The sequence below is a fragment of the Lysobacter capsici genome, assembly GCF_014779555.2.
Taxonomy (GTDB): domain Bacteria; phylum Pseudomonadota; class Gammaproteobacteria; order Xanthomonadales; family Xanthomonadaceae; genus Lysobacter; species Lysobacter capsici.
The window spans coordinates 1,657,414-1,673,802 of the sequence record NZ_CP094357.1; the positions used below are offsets into that span (position 1 = coordinate 1,657,414).

14 protein-coding genes are annotated in these 16,389 nt (G+C 66.7%); 3 read left to right on the top strand and 11 right to left on the bottom strand.

Annotated elements, in window-relative coordinates; genetic code table 11:
- Positions 1-81: 81 nt before the first annotated feature.
- Genes IEQ11_RS06745 through IEQ11_RS06760 form a run of 4 tightly spaced genes read right to left on the bottom strand, consistent with a single transcriptional unit; the run spans position 82 to position 3,727 of the window.
- Positions 82-1,365: a TRAP transporter large permease gene (locus IEQ11_RS06745; RefSeq protein ID WP_096413932.1), complete on the bottom strand. Its 1,284-nt coding sequence runs from the start codon at positions 1,363-1,365 to the stop codon at positions 82-84.
- Positions 1,365-1,892 (bottom strand): TRAP transporter small permease, encoded by a 528-nt coding sequence (locus IEQ11_RS06750; RefSeq protein ID WP_247024744.1) that lies wholly within the window; start codon positions 1,890-1,892, stop codon positions 1,365-1,367. Before IEQ11_RS06750 ends, IEQ11_RS06745 begins: the two co-directional genes overlap by 1 nt.
- Before the next feature lie 10 nt (positions 1,893-1,902).
- Positions 1,903-2,895 carry a TRAP transporter substrate-binding protein gene (locus tag IEQ11_RS06755; RefSeq protein WP_191821614.1) on the bottom strand — a complete coding sequence of 331 codons (993 nt, stop codon included), beginning with the start codon at positions 2,893-2,895 and terminating at the stop codon, positions 1,903-1,905.
- Position 2,896: 1 nt separating this feature from the next.
- Positions 2,897-3,727 (bottom strand): 2-keto-4-pentenoate hydratase, encoded by an 831-nt coding sequence (locus tag IEQ11_RS06760; protein WP_191821613.1) that lies wholly within the window; start codon positions 3,725-3,727, stop codon positions 2,897-2,899.
- A gap of 2 nt (positions 3,728-3,729) precedes the next feature.
- On the opposite strand from IEQ11_RS06760, the gene IEQ11_RS06765 reads away from it, so the two are divergent.
- Together IEQ11_RS06765 and IEQ11_RS06770 are read left to right on the top strand one after the other, a co-directional pair.
- The gene (locus IEQ11_RS06765) at positions 3,730-5,235 is read left to right on the top strand and encodes a pectate lyase family protein (protein ID WP_247024746.1); all 1,506 of its coding nucleotides are present in this window, start codon (positions 3,730-3,732) and stop codon (positions 5,233-5,235) included.
- Between the two features lie 7 nt (positions 5,236-5,242).
- Entirely contained in the window at positions 5,243-6,832 is a 1,590-nt protein-coding gene (locus IEQ11_RS06770) for a carboxylesterase/lipase family protein (RefSeq protein ID WP_191821611.1), read from the top strand.
- Here IEQ11_RS06770 and IEQ11_RS06775 read toward each other — a convergent pair.
- Positions 6,829-7,731, bottom strand: coding sequence for a rhamnogalacturonan acetylesterase (locus IEQ11_RS06775; protein ID WP_247024748.1), 903 nt, complete (start codon positions 7,729-7,731; stop codon positions 6,829-6,831). The genes IEQ11_RS06770 and IEQ11_RS06775 overlap by 4 nt on opposite strands.
- 34 nt (positions 7,732-7,765) lie before the next feature.
- A complete protein-coding gene (locus tag IEQ11_RS06780) occupies positions 7,766-10,564 on the bottom strand; it encodes a TonB-dependent receptor (protein ID WP_191821609.1) in 2,799 nt (932 codons plus the stop codon).
- 201 nt (positions 10,565-10,765) lie between these two features.
- On the opposite strand from IEQ11_RS06780, the gene IEQ11_RS06785 reads away from it, so the two are divergent.
- Positions 10,766-11,785: a sugar kinase gene (locus IEQ11_RS06785; protein ID WP_191821608.1), complete on the top strand. Its 1,020-nt coding sequence runs from the start codon at positions 10,766-10,768 to the stop codon at positions 11,783-11,785.
- A 126-nt stretch (positions 11,786-11,911) separates the two neighbouring features.
- Here IEQ11_RS06785 and IEQ11_RS06790 read toward each other — a convergent pair whose 3' ends face one another.
- The 5 genes from IEQ11_RS06790 to xth form a co-directional block, all read right to left on the bottom strand.
- The gene (locus IEQ11_RS06790; RefSeq protein WP_191821607.1) at positions 11,912-12,163 is read right to left on the bottom strand and encodes a hypothetical protein; all 252 of its coding nucleotides are present in this window, start codon (positions 12,161-12,163) and stop codon (positions 11,912-11,914) included.
- Positions 12,164-12,308: 145 nt separating this feature from the next.
- Positions 12,309-13,085: a hypothetical protein gene (locus tag IEQ11_RS06795; RefSeq protein ID WP_191821606.1), complete on the bottom strand. Its 777-nt coding sequence runs from the start codon at positions 13,083-13,085 to the stop codon at positions 12,309-12,311.
- A gap of 177 nt (positions 13,086-13,262) precedes the next feature.
- Positions 13,263-13,916, bottom strand: coding sequence for a DUF6766 family protein (locus IEQ11_RS06800; protein ID WP_191821605.1), 654 nt, complete (start codon positions 13,914-13,916; stop codon positions 13,263-13,265).
- A 138-nt stretch (positions 13,917-14,054) separates the two neighbouring features.
- Positions 14,055-15,320, bottom strand: coding sequence for a phospholipase D-like domain-containing protein (locus IEQ11_RS06805; RefSeq protein ID WP_191821604.1), 1,266 nt, complete (start codon positions 15,318-15,320; stop codon positions 14,055-14,057).
- A 203-nt stretch (positions 15,321-15,523) separates the two neighbouring features.
- The gene (xth, locus tag IEQ11_RS06810) at positions 15,524-16,369 is read right to left on the bottom strand and encodes an exodeoxyribonuclease III (RefSeq protein ID WP_191821603.1); all 846 of its coding nucleotides are present in this window, start codon (positions 16,367-16,369) and stop codon (positions 15,524-15,526) included.
- Positions 16,370-16,389: the final 20 nt, after the last annotated feature.

Below are 16,389 nucleotides of genomic sequence, written 5' to 3' on the forward strand. Positions count from 1 at the left end.
GGGCGCCCGGCTCCGCCCTCGCGTGTCCGCGTCCACCGCCATCGGCCGCGCCGGGACGAACCCGGCGCGGACGCGGGCGCATCAGTGCTTGAGCAGGGACGGCAGCCACAACGACAGCTGCGGGACAAAGGTCACCACCAGCAGCACCGCCAGCGCCGACAGCCAGAACGGCCAGATCGTGCGCAGGGATTCGCCGATGGTGATCTTGCCGATCGCGGTGCCGACGAACAGCACCGAGCCCAACGGCGGCGAGATCAGGCTGATGCCGCCCTTGAGGATCAGGATGATGCCGAAATGCACCGGGTCGACCCCGATGGCCTTGGCCAGCGGCAGGAAGATCGGCGTGCAGATGATGATCATCGGCGCCAGATCCATGAACGTGCCCAGCACCAGCAGGATCAGGATCATCAGCAGCAACAGCAGGTTCTTGTCGGTGGTCAGGCTGGTCAACGCGTCCACCGCGGCGGTCGGCACCTGCAGATACGCCAGCAGCCAGCCGAACGACGCGGCCGAGGCGATCACGAACAAGATCATGCCGGTGGTGCGCGCCGCGCTGGCCACGGTCTCGAGAAAATCGCCCCAGCGCAGGTTGCGGTACACCAGCGCGGTGACCAGCAGCGCATACACCACCGCGATCGCCGCGCTCTCCACCGCGGTGAAGATGCCGGCGCGGATGCCGACGAAGATCAACGCGACCAGCAGCAAGCCCGGCAGCGCGGCGACGAAGCGGCGCGCGACCACGGCGAAGCCGGGGAAGGCTTCGACCGCGTAGCCGCGGCGGCGGGCGATGATCCAGGTCGTGGTCATCAGCGTCACCGTCATCAGCAGCGCGGGCACGATGCCGGCGGCGAACAGGTCGGCGATCGAAATGCTGCCGCCGGCCGAGGCCGAGTACAGGATCAGATTGTGCGAGGGCGGCACCAGCAGCGCGACCATCGCCGCGGTCATGGTGACATTGACGGCGAAATCGCGATCGAAGCCGCGCTTGGCCATCTGCGGAATCATCGCGCCGCCGATCGCGGACACGTCGGCGATGGCCGAGCCGGACACGCCGCCGAAGAACAGCGACGACAGCACGCTGACCTGGCCCAGTCCGCCGCGCAGATGCCCGACCAGGGCCGAGGCGAGACCGATCAGGCGCTCGGAGATGCCGCCGCGCAACATGATCTCGCCGGCGAAGATGAACAACGGAATCGCGATCAGCGAGGCCGAGCCCGCGCCCGCGGCGGTCTGCTGCACCACCACGATCGGCGGCAGGCCGATATAGATCAAGGTCGCCAGCGCCGAGGCCGACAACGAATACGCCACCGGCACGCCGATGATCAGCAGCGCGGCGAATACGCCAAACAAAATCGCGACTTCCATTATTCGCTCCGGGCCGGGGCGGGGGAAACCAGCACGGTGAACAGCCGTTGCAGCGCGAACAGCGCCATCAACGCGCCGCCCGTAGCCATCGGCGCGAACACCGCGCTCTGCGGCAGCGGCGCGCCCGCCATCGGGATGTCGATGCCGTCGAGCAGCAACTGCGTCCCCCACACCGCCAGGGCGCCGCCGATGATCGCGATCACGCTGTTGGACAGCGCCAGCAGCACGCGCTTGATCGGCGGCGGGGCGGTATGCACCAGCACGAAGAAACCGAAATGCGCGCCGCGATGCACGCCCGCGGCGGCGCCGAAGCTCATCGCGGTGTTGAGCAGGATCAAGGCCACAGGTTCCGTCCAGCCCGGCGAGTCGTTGATCACGTAGCGCGCGAACACCTGCAGCGCCTGCACCGCGACCATGCCGAGCAAGGCCGCCCCGGCGATCGCGACTGCGCCGGCGGCGATGCGGTCCAGCAGGCCGAGCGCCACCGGCTGTTCGGCGTGCTCATGCGTATCGAGAGTCTCTTCCACGGTCGATGCCTCAAGCCAGGGAGCGGATGTCGCGGTACAGCGCTTGCAGCGCCGGCACGCGGTGGTAGTCGGACAGCAGCGGCTGCACCGCCTTGCGGAACGCGGGCAGGTCGCATTCGTTCATCCGTACGCCGGCGGCGATCAAGGCGGTGCGCGCCTGCGCTTCGGACTCGTCCCACAGCTCGCGCATCACCGCGACCGAGCGGCGGGCGATGTCGAGCAACAAGCTGCGATCGTCGGCGCGCAGCGAATCGAAGCTGCGCCTGGACATCAGCAGCACATCCGGCGCGTAGGAATGCTCGCTCTGCGACCAGTAACGCGCCGCCTCGAACTGGCGGCTGGAATGGAAGCTGCGCAGATTGTTCTCGGCGCCGTCGATCAGATGGGTCTGCAGCGCGGAGAACACCTCGCCGTACGCGAGCGGCGTCGGATTGCCGCCGAGCATGCGGATCATGCGCATGAAGATGTCCGACGAGGGCACCCGGAACTTCAGCCCGTGCAGATCGGCCGGGCCGACGATGGGCTTGCGCGCGTTGTAGAAGCAGCGCGCGCCGCAGTCGTAGATCGCCAGGCCGACCAGATCGCGCGCGCCGAAGCCGCGCAGCACCTGCGCGCCGACCGGGCCGTCCAGCGCGCGGCGCAGATGCGCCACCGAATCGAACACATACGGCAGCGATAGCACCTGGGTCAGCGGGAAGGCGTTGTTGAGCGCGCCGCTGTAGACGCGGGTGATGTCGATCGCGCCGAAGCGCGCCATGTCGATGGCTTCGGACTCGCGGCCGAGCTGGCCGGAGTGATACATGCGCAGGCGCAACCGTCCATCGGTGGCGCGCTCGAGTTCGCGGCCGATCCACTCGATCGCCGCGACCGTCGGGTAATCCTTGACGTGCACGTCGGTCGCGGTCAGCAGCCGATGGCCATCGCCCGCCCGCAGCGCGGCCGGCACCGCGGTCGCCACGCCGGCGGCGCCCAAGCCCAACAGGAAGTCGCGTCGCGTCGTCATGTCATGCGTTCCTCGGATCGGTGGCCGTCATCGTTTCGCAAAACACGCTGCCCCAGCGGCCGAAATCGACCCGCGCGCGCTGACCGGCGACGATATCGTGGATGCCGGTGGTAGCGCCGGTGGCGATGTGCATGCCGGCCTTGAGCGGATAACCGCGACGCGCGCAACGCGCAAGCGCGAAACGCAATGCCGCCAGCAGGCCGCCGGGAATGGAGGCGCTGCCGCCTCGGCCCACCGAACGATCGTCGATGAAGGTTTCGCAGACCAGTTCGGCGTCGTCGATGTGCTGCCAGTCCTCGATCCGCGGCCCGAGGATCAGGCCGGAGTTGTTGCCGAAGTCGGAGACCACCACCGCCGGGCCGAGGATATTGATCAAGGGCAGCGGACTGCCGGCCAGTTCGACGCCGACCGCGAGCGAATCCACCAGTGAGGCCGCTTCGGCCGCGCTGTACTCGGTCTTGTCCGCGGGCGCGTCGTCGCGCAGGGTGAACACGTACTCGGCCTCGACCGCGGCGAAGCCGTCGCGAATGATCGGGAAGCGGCCGCTTTGCCCAGCCGCGACGCGCTGCACGGCGTCGGCGAAAATCGGGCCGACCAGACGCTCCTCGCCGAGCACGCGCTCCCATTGCTCGGGAATGCGCCCGACCTTCCAGCCGGCCAGCGGCCGATCCCACAGCGCGATCGCGCGATCCTGCACGCGGTAACCCTCATCCAGGCTCTGCGGCTGCGGCCCCGGGTAAAGCGCGAGTGCCTGGGCGCCCAGGCGGGCGTCGACCAACCGGGTCGCGAGCGCGGCCGCGTCGATAGGGTCGTGGAGAGGTTGGTTCGCCATGCTTGAGCCGATCCCGGGGCAAATCCTGTCTGCGGCTGTTGTATAGGAAACCGGTGTCATTGACAATCCGGTCGTATGCTTGGCTCACAACCTGGGAGGGTGGGATGGGGATTGGACACGTGCTGCGGGATCTCGGCGGCGACGCCGCGCAAGCGGGCCTGATGGATTTCGGCAAGGCCGCGGCGCGAGGGTTTCTGCTCGCCTCGCTGACCGTCGCGTCGTTTGCCGGCATAGCCAAAGATCGCATTTCACCCGGGGAAAACGCGGCCCTGGCATTTCCTGGCGCGCAAGGCTGGGCCGCGCACACGCCCGCCGGCCGCGGCGGAAAACTGTTGCGGGTGACCACGTTGGCGTCGAGCGGCCCGGGCTCTTTCGCCGAGGCGGTCGCGACGCCCGGACCGCGCATCGTGGTGTTCGAGGTCGGCGGCGTGATCGATCTGGAACGCAAGGAGCTGCGGATCAGCGAGCCGTATTTGACCATCGCTGGACAAACCGCCCCGCAGCCCGGAATCACCTTCATCCGCGGGGGGCTGACCATCGCGACCCACGACGTCGTCGTCCGTCATATCCGGGTCCGCCCCGGCGAGGCGGGCCTGGCCAAGCGCGCCGGTGTCGACTTCGATGCGATCAACACCGTGCGCGGCGCGGCCGACGTGATCGTCGACCACTGCTCGCTGACCTGGGCCACCGATGAGAACCTGTCGGCCTCGAGCACGCGTTTTTTCGGCGAAAGCGAAGCCGACTGGATGCGCGCGGCGTCCAGGCGGATCACCTTCAGCAACAACCTGATCGCCGAAGGCCTGGCCAACGCCACCCACGGCAAGGGCGAGCACTCCAAGGGTTCGTTGATACACGACCACGTCAACGACATCCTGATCGTCGGCAATCTGTACGCGCACAACTACGAGCGCAACCCCCTGTTCAAGGGCGGCGCGCGCGGACAGGTGATCAACAACCTGATCTACAACCCCGGCCAGCGCGCCGTGCACTACAACCTGATCGCCGAGGAGTGGCTGGGGCATGCGTACTCGACCGGGCAGATGGCGGTGCGCGGCAACGTGATGCGCGCCGGTCCGTCCACCCAGACGCTGGCGTTCTTCAGCATAGGCGGCTCCGGCGACCTGGACTATTACGCCGACGACAACCTGGTCGTCGACCGCATCGGCCAGCCGCTGCCGCAGATCGGGCGCTACACCACCGCGCCGCTGAAATTGAACGAACTCGCGCAGGCGCCGCGGCTTGCGTTCGGAGTGAAGCTGCTGCCGTCGGCGCAGGTGCAGGACGCGGTGATCGCCAACGTCGGCGCGCGGCCGTGGGACCGCGACGACATCGATCGCCGCATCCTGGCCGACACCATCGAGGGCCGCGGCAAGATCATCGACGGCGAAAACGAGGTCGGCGGCTATCCGAAGTTCGAGCAAACCCGGCAGGCCTTCGTGCCCGCCGATTGGGATCTGGCGACGATGGAGCCGTTGAAGCCGTTGCCGCGACGCGCGCCGCTGCGCTGAGGCGGACATGCGCCGTCGCGAGGTGCTCAAGGCGATAGCGGGCGGCGCGGCCGCGGCGATGCCCTGCGTCGCGCTGGCCGCTCTCGCCGGCGGCGGCGACGAGGCGCCGCTGGCGGTCACGCGCAGCGGCCGTATCCGCGGCTACCGCGATCGCGGCATTCTGGTGTTCAAGGGCGTGCCCTACGGCGCCGACACCGCCGCGCGTCGCTTCATGCCCGCGCTGCGCGAACTGCCCTGGCAGGGCGTGCGCGATACCATCGAACACGGGCCGTCCGCACCGCAGAAGCGCGCCGACGGCCGCATCAGCGAAGACTGCCTGTATTTGAACGTATTCACGCCAGCACTGCGCGACGGCGCGCGGCGACCGATCCTGGTCTACCTCCACGGCGGCGGCTACGACAGCGGCTCGGGCAGCAGTGCCTTGTACGACGGCGTCAACCTGTGCCGGCGCGGCGATGCGGTGGTGGTCACGCTCAATCACCGCCTCAATGCCTTCGGCTATCTGTATCTGGCGCAGTTGGGCGACGACAGCTTCGCCTGGTCCGGCAATGTCGGCCAGCTGGACTTGATCCAGGCGCTGACCTGGGTGCGCGAACATGCGGCACAATTCGGCGGCGAAGCCGCCAACGTCACCGTGTTCGGCCAGTCCGGCGGCGGCGCCAAGATCGCCACGCTGATGGCGATGCCGGCCGCGCGCGGCCTGTTCCATCGCGCGATGACCATGAGCGGGCAGCAGGTCACCGCGGCCGGGCCGCGCGCGGCGACCCAGCGCGCGCAACGCTTTCTCGATGAGCTGAGCCTCGCGCCGACGGATCTGCAACGCCTGCGCACGCTGCCGTTCGAACGGCTGATCGAGGCGAGCCGGGTGCGCGACCCGTCGCGGATCGAAGACACCTCGCTGTACTTCGGGCCGGTGCTCGATGGGACGTCGCTGCACCGGCATCCGTTCTATCCTGATGCGCCCGGGCAATCGGCGCGCATCCCGATGCTGATCGGCACGACCCGCGACGAAACCCGCGCCTTCCTCGGCCACGACCCGGCCAATTTCGATTTGAGCTGGGAGCAGTTGCCGGACAAGTTGCGCGATCATCAGTACGTCGATCTGAACCCGCACACGGTGATCGCGGAGTATCGGCGCCTGTACCCCGATTACACACCGTCGCAAGTGTTCTTCGCCGCGACCACGGCCGGGCGCTCATGGCGCGCCGCGATCGTGGAAGCCGAGGCGCGCGCGGATCAGGGCGCGCCGACCTGGGCCTATCAGCTGGACTGGGGCTCGCCGCTGGACGAAGGCCGCTGGGGCGCGATGCACACCCTGGATATCGCGCTGGTTTTCGACAACACCGCGCAGCCCGGCTCGAACACCGGCGACGGCGCGCAGGCGCGCGCGCTGGCCGCATCGATGAGCGATGCCTTGCTGGCTTTGGCGCGTCATGGCGATCCCGGCCACGCCGGGCTGCCCGCGTGGCCCCAGTACTCGCGGCAACGGCGCGAAACCCTGTTGTTCGATGTCCAGCCGCGGCTGGAGCACGATCCTCGCGGCGGCGAACGCAGGGTGTACGAGCGCGTGCCGTTCGTGCAGCGCGGAACGTTCTAGCGCGGCGGGGACGCGGGCTCGTTCGCCCGCAGGCATCGTGTCGGCAGCGGCCGCCGCAACATCCGGCTCAACGGCAGCTTCAACGCACTCAAGCCGTCGGCGACTTCGGCGGCCATGCAGCGCGCGCCCAGCGCCGAGAAATGGGTGTCGTCTTGCAGGCCGTCGGGATAGTTGACGCTGTCGCCGGGCCGCAGCCACAGGAACAGCTGCTTCGAATCTTCGGCGCCGTGCGAAGCCAGCACGGCTTCGCTGCGCCGCTCCAGATCGATCAGGGCCACGCCGCGCTCGGCCGCGACCGCGCGCACCAAGTCCGGATACTCGCCGTGGCTGTGCGACAGCGTGCCGTTCTGATCGAACCGCCGCCGCGCGACCGGCGTCAGCAGGATCGCGGTGGCGCCGCGTTCGCGCGCCTGATCGACGAATCGTTCGAGATTGCGACGATAGTCGGCCGGTGGCGTGTAGCGGTCGGGTTTGTTCTGCGATTGATCGTTGTGGCCGAACTGGATCAACACGTAGTCGCCGGCGACGACGGCATCCAGCAATGCCTGCCAGCGGCCTTCCTCGATGAAGGTGCGGGTGCTGCGACCGTTCATGGCGCGGTTGTCGATCTGCACGCCGCTGCCGGCGAAGGCCTCGCCCAGGGCTTCGCCCCAGCCGGTTTCCGGGCGTTTTTCCGCGCGTTTGATCGCGATCGTCGAGTCGCCGGCCAAGTGTATCGTCGGTGCTCCGTCGGCGAGCGCGTCGTCCGATAACGCCATCAGCCATAAGACGAGAAAAATCGTACGCATAAGTATTGAACCCATAAAGCGGGCGTAGAAATCGCGATGGCTGGCATCCGGCGTGGATTGCGCCGCGACCGTGGATTGAGCCGGCGACGGCATGGCGACTTGCGCCGCCATGCCGCGTGGACAGATCGCCGACCTCAGATCCGCATCACATCTTGTAGCGCAGGCCGAGGAAGTACTGACGCCCGGTATGGTGATAGACCGAAACCCGGTCGGCGGCCGAATCCACCCACTGATCGTTGTACTCGTCGGTGAGGTTGAGCCCTTCCAGGGTCAGCTCCAGCTGGTCGCTGATCTTCCACGAAGCCGACATGTCGATGGTCGTCGTGCCCTTGGTGCCTTCGACATCGGCATTGTTGCGGCCGGGCACGGTAGTCAGGTAGTCGTCGCGGTAAGCGGCCGACACGCGCGCGCTGAAGCGATCGCCCTCAAAGTACAGCGTCGCGTTGTAGGCGTTCTTGGACAGCCCCACCAGATCGGTCTTCAGCGAGGAAGCGCCGGCCGCGGTGACGTACTGGATCTTCGAATCGACGTAGGTGTAGTTGAACTGCACGCCGAAGTCGTGCCAGAAGCTCGGCAGGAAAGTGAAAGGTTGCTGATAGCTCAGCTCCAGGCCGCGCAGCTTTCCGCCCGGCGTATTGACCGGGATGTTGAACTGGAACTCATCGGTCGGCAGCGCGCCGGTACCGGCCAGCAGTTCGTCGGGAAGCCCTGAGGTGTTGTACGGCCGGATCTCGCGCGAGGTCTGCACGAAGGTGTCGATGTCCTTGTAGAACAGGCCGAGCCCCAGCAGCGATTCTTCGGCGAAGTACCACTCGAAACCCAGGTCGTAGGTCTTGGCGCGGAACGGTTCGAGCAGCGGATTGCCGCCTGACACCACGCGGTTGCCGCCGCTCACGCTCACCGTCACGCCCGGGGTGAGGTTGCCCAGGCCCGGACGCGACATCACCTTGGACGCGCCGAAGCGGATCAGGAAATCCGGGGTGATGTCGGCGACCAGATTCAACGAGGGCAGGGTGTCGCTGTAATCGCGGCCCACCGTGGTCAGCACCGGCGTGGTGCCGGCCAGGGCGAAACCGGTCGAGGACTGTTTGGTCTTGACGTGGCGCACGCCGAAGTTGCCGCTCAACGGGATGCGGCCCAGCTGAGTGGAGAAATCGGCCTGCAGGTAATAGCCCAGGTCTTTTTCCTCGACGCTGCGGTTGTTGCCGCGCGCGCTGGCGACATCGGGCGAGACCGCGAAAATCCCGCTGTTGCTGTAGATACCGAACAACCGGTTGAAGGCGTCGATGTTCGGAATCAGCCAGCTGGAATCGTTGTTGCCGCCGACGCTGGTGCCCTGCAGGGCGACGCGCTTGGTCAGGTCGGCCATATTCGTGCCAGGTGGCAACGCCGGCACCACCAGTTCCGATGCGCGCCGGCTTTCGCTGCTTTCGAACTGATATTTCTTGGACTGCACGCCGCCCTTGATCTTGAAACCCGGCGCCACGTTCCAGCGGAAATCCAGCTGCCGGTTGTCGAAGGTGTTCTGGGAGGCCTGCGGGCGCAGGCGGATTTCCGAGACCCCGTTGGCGAAGCTCCAGGCGTTGGGATCGTTGACGTCGAAGCCGTTGTCGATCACCGGCAGGCGGCTGTTGCCGCGGTAGTCGTAGCTGTAGCCCTGCACGTTGTTGCGATCCAGGGTGACCGTGGTCTGGATCGGGTTGTCGAACTGGGACTTGGCCCGGCCGATCTGGCCGCTGAGCGCGAAGTCGTCGCTGAACTTGTGCTCGCCGTAGAAATTGGCCTGGGTGAACTTGGTGCTGAGTTCGTCGTAACGCGCTTCCGAACGCACGTCGACGTTGTTGAAACGGCCGTAGACCAGATTGCCGTGTTCGTCGATCTCGCCGTCGAGCACCACGGTCTGCGGCTTGCCGGTGCCGGTGCGGCTGAAGGAGATGCCGTTGAGGAAGTTCTCGGTGCGGGTCGCGTCGAATTTGGCGTACAGCAGGTCCAGTCCCAGTTCGGTCTTGTCGCTGACCTTGAACTGCAGCGCGCTGGTGACGCCCAGGCGTTGTTGATCGTGCTCCATCACCCCGTAACGCGGAATGCGCGGGTGGAAGGTGCTCGGAAGGCGCGCGGCGGCGAACGGCGAGCTGGCGGCGAAACCGCCGCTGCTCGGCCCGTTGTCCCAGCGCACGGTGCTGTGTCCCTCTTCGGTCAGGCGGCGATCGGTGTAGGCCACCGACAGCAACGCGCCGAAGCGGCCGTCCATCCAGGTGTTGCTGATCAGCGCGGTGGCGCGCGGATCGGTGTCCCTGGACAAATCGTTGAAGCCGAGCTGGCCGCCGGCGACGAAGGTCAACCCGTCGTAATCGAAAGGCCGCGCGGTCTGCAGATCCACGGTGGCGCCGAGCGAGCCTTCCTCGACATCGGCCGAGGCGGTCTTGCGCACCTTGAGGCTGTTGAACAGCTCCGAGGCGAACACGTTGAAGTCGAAGCCGCGGCCGCGATTGGCGCCGCCGGAGCTGTCGGTGCCGCCGGCGGTGGTCAGCGCTTCCATGCCGTTGATGCGCACTCGGGTGAAGTCGGGGCCCAGGCCGCGCACCGAAATCTGCCGGCCTTCGCCGGCATCGCGCGCGATCGACACGCCCGGAATGCGCTGCAGCGATTCGGCCAGGTTGAGGTCGGGAAAATCGGCGATGTCCTCGGCGACGATCGCGTCGACGACGCCGACTTCCTCGCGCTTGATGTCCAGCGCCTGCTGCAGGCTGGCGCGGAAGCCGGTGACGACCACCGCGTCGAGGTTCTTGGCGTCCTGGGTCGATTCGGCGCCCGCCTGCGCGGGCGGTGCCGGATCGGCGGTCGTCTGCGCGCGACCGGTCATGGGCGCGATCGACAGGGCCAGCGCGATCGCGCCGGCCAGCATGGTAACCGGTGTCTTTCCTATCACTGACTGCACTTGCATTCCGCTCCCCTCCCAAAGGTGTCAGGCCGCTTCTGAGCGGCCTTGACGGGCTTGCTGCGCCTGTTATGGTGTCCCCTGAATGAAAATGACACCGCTGGTCAAAACCCTAACAAAACCTTGAGCGAACAGCATGCTGCGGTGCGCAAATAGTTACGAGAGCCCGGTCACAGGTGACCGTGCCGGCAACCTTGAGGAGGCCGTATGAGCCGGAAAGTGCTGTGTTTCGGCGAGTTGCTGCTGCGGCTCGCGGCGCCGGCCAGCGAGCGATTGTTGCAGTCGCCGCGCCTGGATATCTGCGTGGGCGGCGCCGAGGCCAATGTCGCGGTGTCGTTGGCGCGGCTGGGGCACGAGGTGGCCATGGTCAGTGTCGTTGCCGACAACGCCCTGGGCCAGGCCGCGGTGGGCGAATTGCGCCGGCACGGTGTCGACACGCGGTCGATACGCGCCGGCGCGGGCCGGATGGGGTTGTATTTTCTCGAGGCCGGCGCGATCCAGCGGCCGAGCCGGGTGCTGTACGACCGCGCCGGCTCGGCGTTCGCGCGCGCCGATGCCGACAGTTACGACTGGCCGGCGCTGCTGGACGGCGTCTCGTGGCTGCATTTGTCTGGGGTAACTCCCGCGCTGGGCGCATCGGGCGCGGCCGCGGCGATCGCCGCCGCGCGCGCGGCGCGCGCGGCCGGCGTGCGGATTTGCTTCGACGGTAATTTCCGCAGTTCGCTGTGGCAGGAGTGGGGCGTCGATCCGGCGCCGATCCTGCATGAGTTAATGAGTCAGGCCGATGTGCTGGTCGCCGATCATCGCGACATCGCTGTCGCCCTGGCGACGCAGTTCGATCCGCATGCCGCCGACGGCGGCCTGGCCAAGGCGGCCGAGCTCGCATTCGCCGCGTTCCCGAACCTGCAGCGGCTGGCCTGCACTCAGCGCCAGCAGCGCAATGTCGATCACCATGCCTTGTCGGCGGCGCTGTTCCATCGCGACGGCTCGGCGATCTCGACGCCAACGTACGAGCTGCCGTCGATCGTCGATCGCATCGGCACCGGCGATGCGTTCGCGGCGGGACTGTTGCATGGATTGCTGCGCGAAATGAGCGACGAGGCCGGGCTGCATTTCGCCTTGGCCGCGGCGAGCCTGAAGCACTCGGTGCCGGGCGATTTCAATCTGGTCGACGCGCAGGAGATCGAGGATCTGCTGAGCGGCAACGGGTTTCATGTGCGTCGCTGAGGTGTCGCGCGCCGGGCCGCTTCGCTGATCGGATCATCGGTCCGGCCGAACAGGCTGGACCTGGCTACGCTCGCGTCGCTGCGTCGCGAATGAAACCTCGCGGCTTGCGTGCAGTGAAACCGGCTGCTATCGATCAGGCCAGCCCTGCCGTCGGCGCGTCCACGCGCCGATGATCCAGCCCACGACGACCGCGATGACGAAGGTCTGCGCAGGGTGTAGGCGCGCGATCGTCACGGCCGGATCGAGCATCCCCGCCGGCTTGCCGCGATCGGCGATTGCCGGCGCCGGGATCGGGCTGGCGACGTCGACGGTCGGCGTGTCGATCGCGCCGAGCGCGGCATGGTCGTTCGCGGTGGCCGGCGGATGGGAGGCTTGCATCGTGAGGTTCCTCTGCGCGGTGATCGGTTGCTGGCTGCGAACAGATAGTCGAACAGGTATTTGAACAAAGATTCGGATAAAGATTCGGCCAAAGACTCGAACAGAACGAAGCGGCGCATTCGCGCCGCTTCGGTGGCGGTCTGTCTTATCGGCCGTCTTTGTCGGCGTCGCCAGGCAGGGCGCGCTCGACGCTGTGCCAGGCATCCTTGGTCGCCGCCTTGGCCTTGTCCCAGCCGAGCCTGGACTCGCCCTTCACCGTGTCCCAGCGCTGTCCCAGTTCGGCTTCTAGCTTGTCGTCCCAATCGCGATCGCCGTAGTGCTGGCGCGCATGCGTGCCGTAGCGATAGGCAGGACGATAATCGGAAAACTCCGCGTCGGCCGTGCGATACGAGGTCTGCTCGAACTGCGACTGGTGGTAACGATCGCTCGCGTCATAAGTGCGGTAAGTACGATCGGCCCGGGTCCACGAATCCTGCACCGCGGGCCTTGCGGCTTCCCAGTCCAGTTTCGACTGGCCGCGCGCGCCGGCCCAATCGCGTTCGAGCTCGGCCGCGGTCTGTTCGTCCCATGGGCGGTTGCCGAGGCGCGACCTGGCTTCGGCGCCGTACGAATACGCCGGCGCGTAGTCGGTGTCGTAGTTGTACTCGGGGTTGTAGTAGGGGCGACGCACATGTTCTTCCTGCCAATACTGCGTTTCGCCGGTGGGATCGATGCGTTCGGCCACGCCCTTGCCGGCCGCCGCGCCGGCGATCGCGCCGATGCCGCTGCCGACCAGCATGCCGATCGGGCCGCCGAACGCACCGACGAATGCGCCGGCCACCGCGCCGCTTACGCCGCCCACGCCGACGCCTACTGGATGCGCGCCGGGCGTTCCGGTGATCGGATCGCGGTTGAGGTCTCGCTTGTCGTTGCTGTTGCTCATGCTGTCGCTCCTTGCCTTCGGCGGAGACATCCGCTGATAGAGGTCGAGCATCGACCGCGGCGCATGTGCGCGATGTCGTCGTGTTGCGAAGCCGCTCTTAACATCGCGCGTCGGCGCCTTAGTATTCGCAACACGCTGCGCACATTGCCGCTGAATCATTAAGGCGTCGGCGTTGGATCACGCTCCGGTTTGCGAATGCGGCGCATCGACCGGCTTGGATTGCGGCGAATCCTTCTGACGCAACCAGATCGTGAGGATCACCAGCGCGGCCACCGCCAGAAATTCGCTCTGCCAGTTTTGAAACGACTCGAACCAGAACTGCGCATCGCCCACGAACGCGGCCAGCCCGACGGGAGGCTCGCCCTTCATCGCCTGTTCGGCGTTGTGCGCGCGCCAACTCCCGCACAGGTGCAGCGCGAACGAAGCAGCGAACAGCAGGCCGAACGCGATCGACAGGGAACGTTCGTAGAGCCGTCGCCACAGGCCGCCGGCCTTGACCGGCCACGGCGCGGGACCGGGCTCGATGCGTTCGCTCCGCGGTTCCAGCGGGCGCGATTCCGCCGAGCCTTTCTGGCGCAGGCTCACGGTCAACAGCACGTACAGTCCCATCTGCAGGAATTCGCTTTCCCAGTTTTCGAAAGTGGCCGAAACGAAATGGCCGCTGGTCAGGTATTGGCCCAGGGCCAGCGCCGGCAAGTGGTGTTCCAGTCGCTCGGCGTTGTAAACCGAGCGGCCCGTGGCGATCTGACCGATCAGGGCCGCGAGCAGAAAGGTGAGCAAGACGATGGATAAGCCGTTGCGGCGCCAGAAGCTCGGTGCATACAGGGGCATGCGGGTCTCCGTGTGCGCGGTCGCGGTCGCAGCCGCGCTCGACGCTGTGATGTTCATTGACGACGTGGATGGGCCGCGGCCGGATTCGTATTCATGAGCATCGACGTCAAGCGTCGATTCCGATTGCGTGAATACCGTTCAAAGCTGCGACTTGATCGGCAGGACGAACCGCTCCATGGCTTTCTCCGTCCACGGGCGATTCGTCCAGGCCTGGTAGGTGTAAGGCTTGGCCTGGGACAGATCGTCCTCGAACACCCGGGTCATCTCGTCGGCGAACCCGGATTCGTAGACGTTCAAGCTGGCTTCGTCGTTGAGCTGAAACGAACGCGAATCGAAGTTGGTCGATCCCACCGACACCAGGTGGCGATCCACGATCAACAACTTCACGTGCATCATGGTCGGGCGGTACTCGTACAGCTCGACGCCTTGGCGCAGCAGCGGCCCCCACTGCGCCTTGGACGCCAGACGCACGGCATCGGAGTCGATATGTTCGCCGGGCACGAGGATGCGCACGCGCACTCCGCGTTCTCTCGCCTCCAGCAAGGCGCGCTGGGTGAGTTCGTCGGGAACGAAATAGGCCGCGGCCAGGTCGATGGATCGCGACGCCGCCGCGATCGACATCAGATACATCAGGTGCATGCTTTCGCTGCCGCCCGAGGGCGAGCTCAGGAACACCTGCGCATCCATGTCGCCGTGCCTGGACAGGGCCGGATAGTACGACGGCCCATGCAGCACGCGTCCGGTCATCTTGACCCAGTTGTCGCCGAATGCCGCCTGCATCTGCGCGGCCGCCGGGCCTTCGATCAGAAAATGGCTGTCGCGCCAATGCCCGGGGTCCTGGGCGTGACCCTGCCATTGGTCGGCGATGCCCACGCCGCCGGTGAACGCGGTTGCGCCGTCGATCACCAGTAGCTTGCGATGCGTGCGGTGGTTGATCCGGTCGAGGTTGTACCAACGCAAGGGTCGATAGCGTTCGACCTGCACGCCGGCCTGTTTCATGCCGTCGATCAGGCGCGCATCCATCTTGCTGCTGCCGACCCAGTCCAGGGTGACATGCACCGGCACGCCGGCGCGCGCGCGTTCGGACAGCGCGTCGCTGAAGCGTTGGCCCACCTCCCCGGACCAGTAGATATAGGTTTCGAAGGCGATGGAACGGCGCGCCGCCGCGATGGCGGCGATCATCGCCGGAAAAATTTCTTCGCCGTTGCGCAGATGGCGAACGCGATTTCCGGTCAGCACCGGCGGCCCGAGCATCACGCCCATCTCGCGCCGGAACTGCGGGTCGGTGACATCGAAGCGATGCTGCACCAACTGTTGAACTTTCTTCTCCGGCCCGGTCACGTTGGCGACGACGATCACCACGGCCAGGGTCAGAAGCGCTGTAAGCAGAATCGTTGCAAGCATCGGTCGGCCATTGCGATGCGGAGCCATTGGGCGTGCTCGGCGAAAGTGGAGTGGATGTTCGTAAGCGGGCGGACGGTGCGTGCCAGGCGTGACGGACTCGCGAGCGACACACAACCGTTGCCCCTTGGCCCGCGGGCTGCACCGATCCTTGCCCACGAATGGTTAATGCCGCGTCGTGCCCAGGAGGCTGTGTGCGCCATCAATCATCCGGTGGCGGCAGTCGGTCGCGCGGATCGGCCGCGCGGCTTCGCGCGCGATGCCGATTTCCCCAGCGTGACCCAGGCCGGCGCGTGATCGCTGGGCTTGACCAGGCCGCGAACCCAGCGGTCGACGCCGGCGTCTTTCAATCGTGGAGCCAGTTGCGGACTCAACAGGATGTGGTCGATACGCAGGCCCGCATCGCGCTGCCAGTGCTGGCGGAAGTAGTCCGAGAACGTGAACAGCGGTGGATCGGGGTGGCGCTCATGCAGCGCATCGGTCCAGCCCTGCGCGAGCAAGCGGGCGTAGCGTTCTCGGCTTTCGGGTTGCAGCAATGCGTCCTTGCGCCAGGAGCGCGGATCGTAGATGTCCGCGTCGGTGGGCACGACATTGAAGTCGCCGGCCAGCACCACCGGATGACCGCTGCGTATGAGTTCGTGGGCGTGCGCGATCAGGCGGTCGAACCAGCGCAGTTTGTAATCGAATTTCGGTCCCGGCCGCGGATTGCCGTTGGGCAGATACAGGCAGGCCACGATGAGCCCGTGCACGGCGGTCTCCAGGTAACGGCCTTGATCGTCGTTGCGATCGCCTGGAAGCGCCCTGCGGCTCTCGATCGGATCCGCGTCGCGGGCGAGGATGGCCACGCCATTCCACGCCCGCTGTCCGCGCCACAATGCGCCATAACCGGCATCGTTCACCGCTTTCAAAGGAAACGCGGCATCCTCGGCTTTGAGTTCCTGCAGGCACACGATGTCCGGGGATTCGCGTTGCAACCATTGCAGCAACTGCGCAAGACGCGTGCGCACCCCGTTGATGTTGAAGGTGGCCAGCTTGAGCGTGCGCGCTGTCACGGCGTCGTGGGGGCCACGCA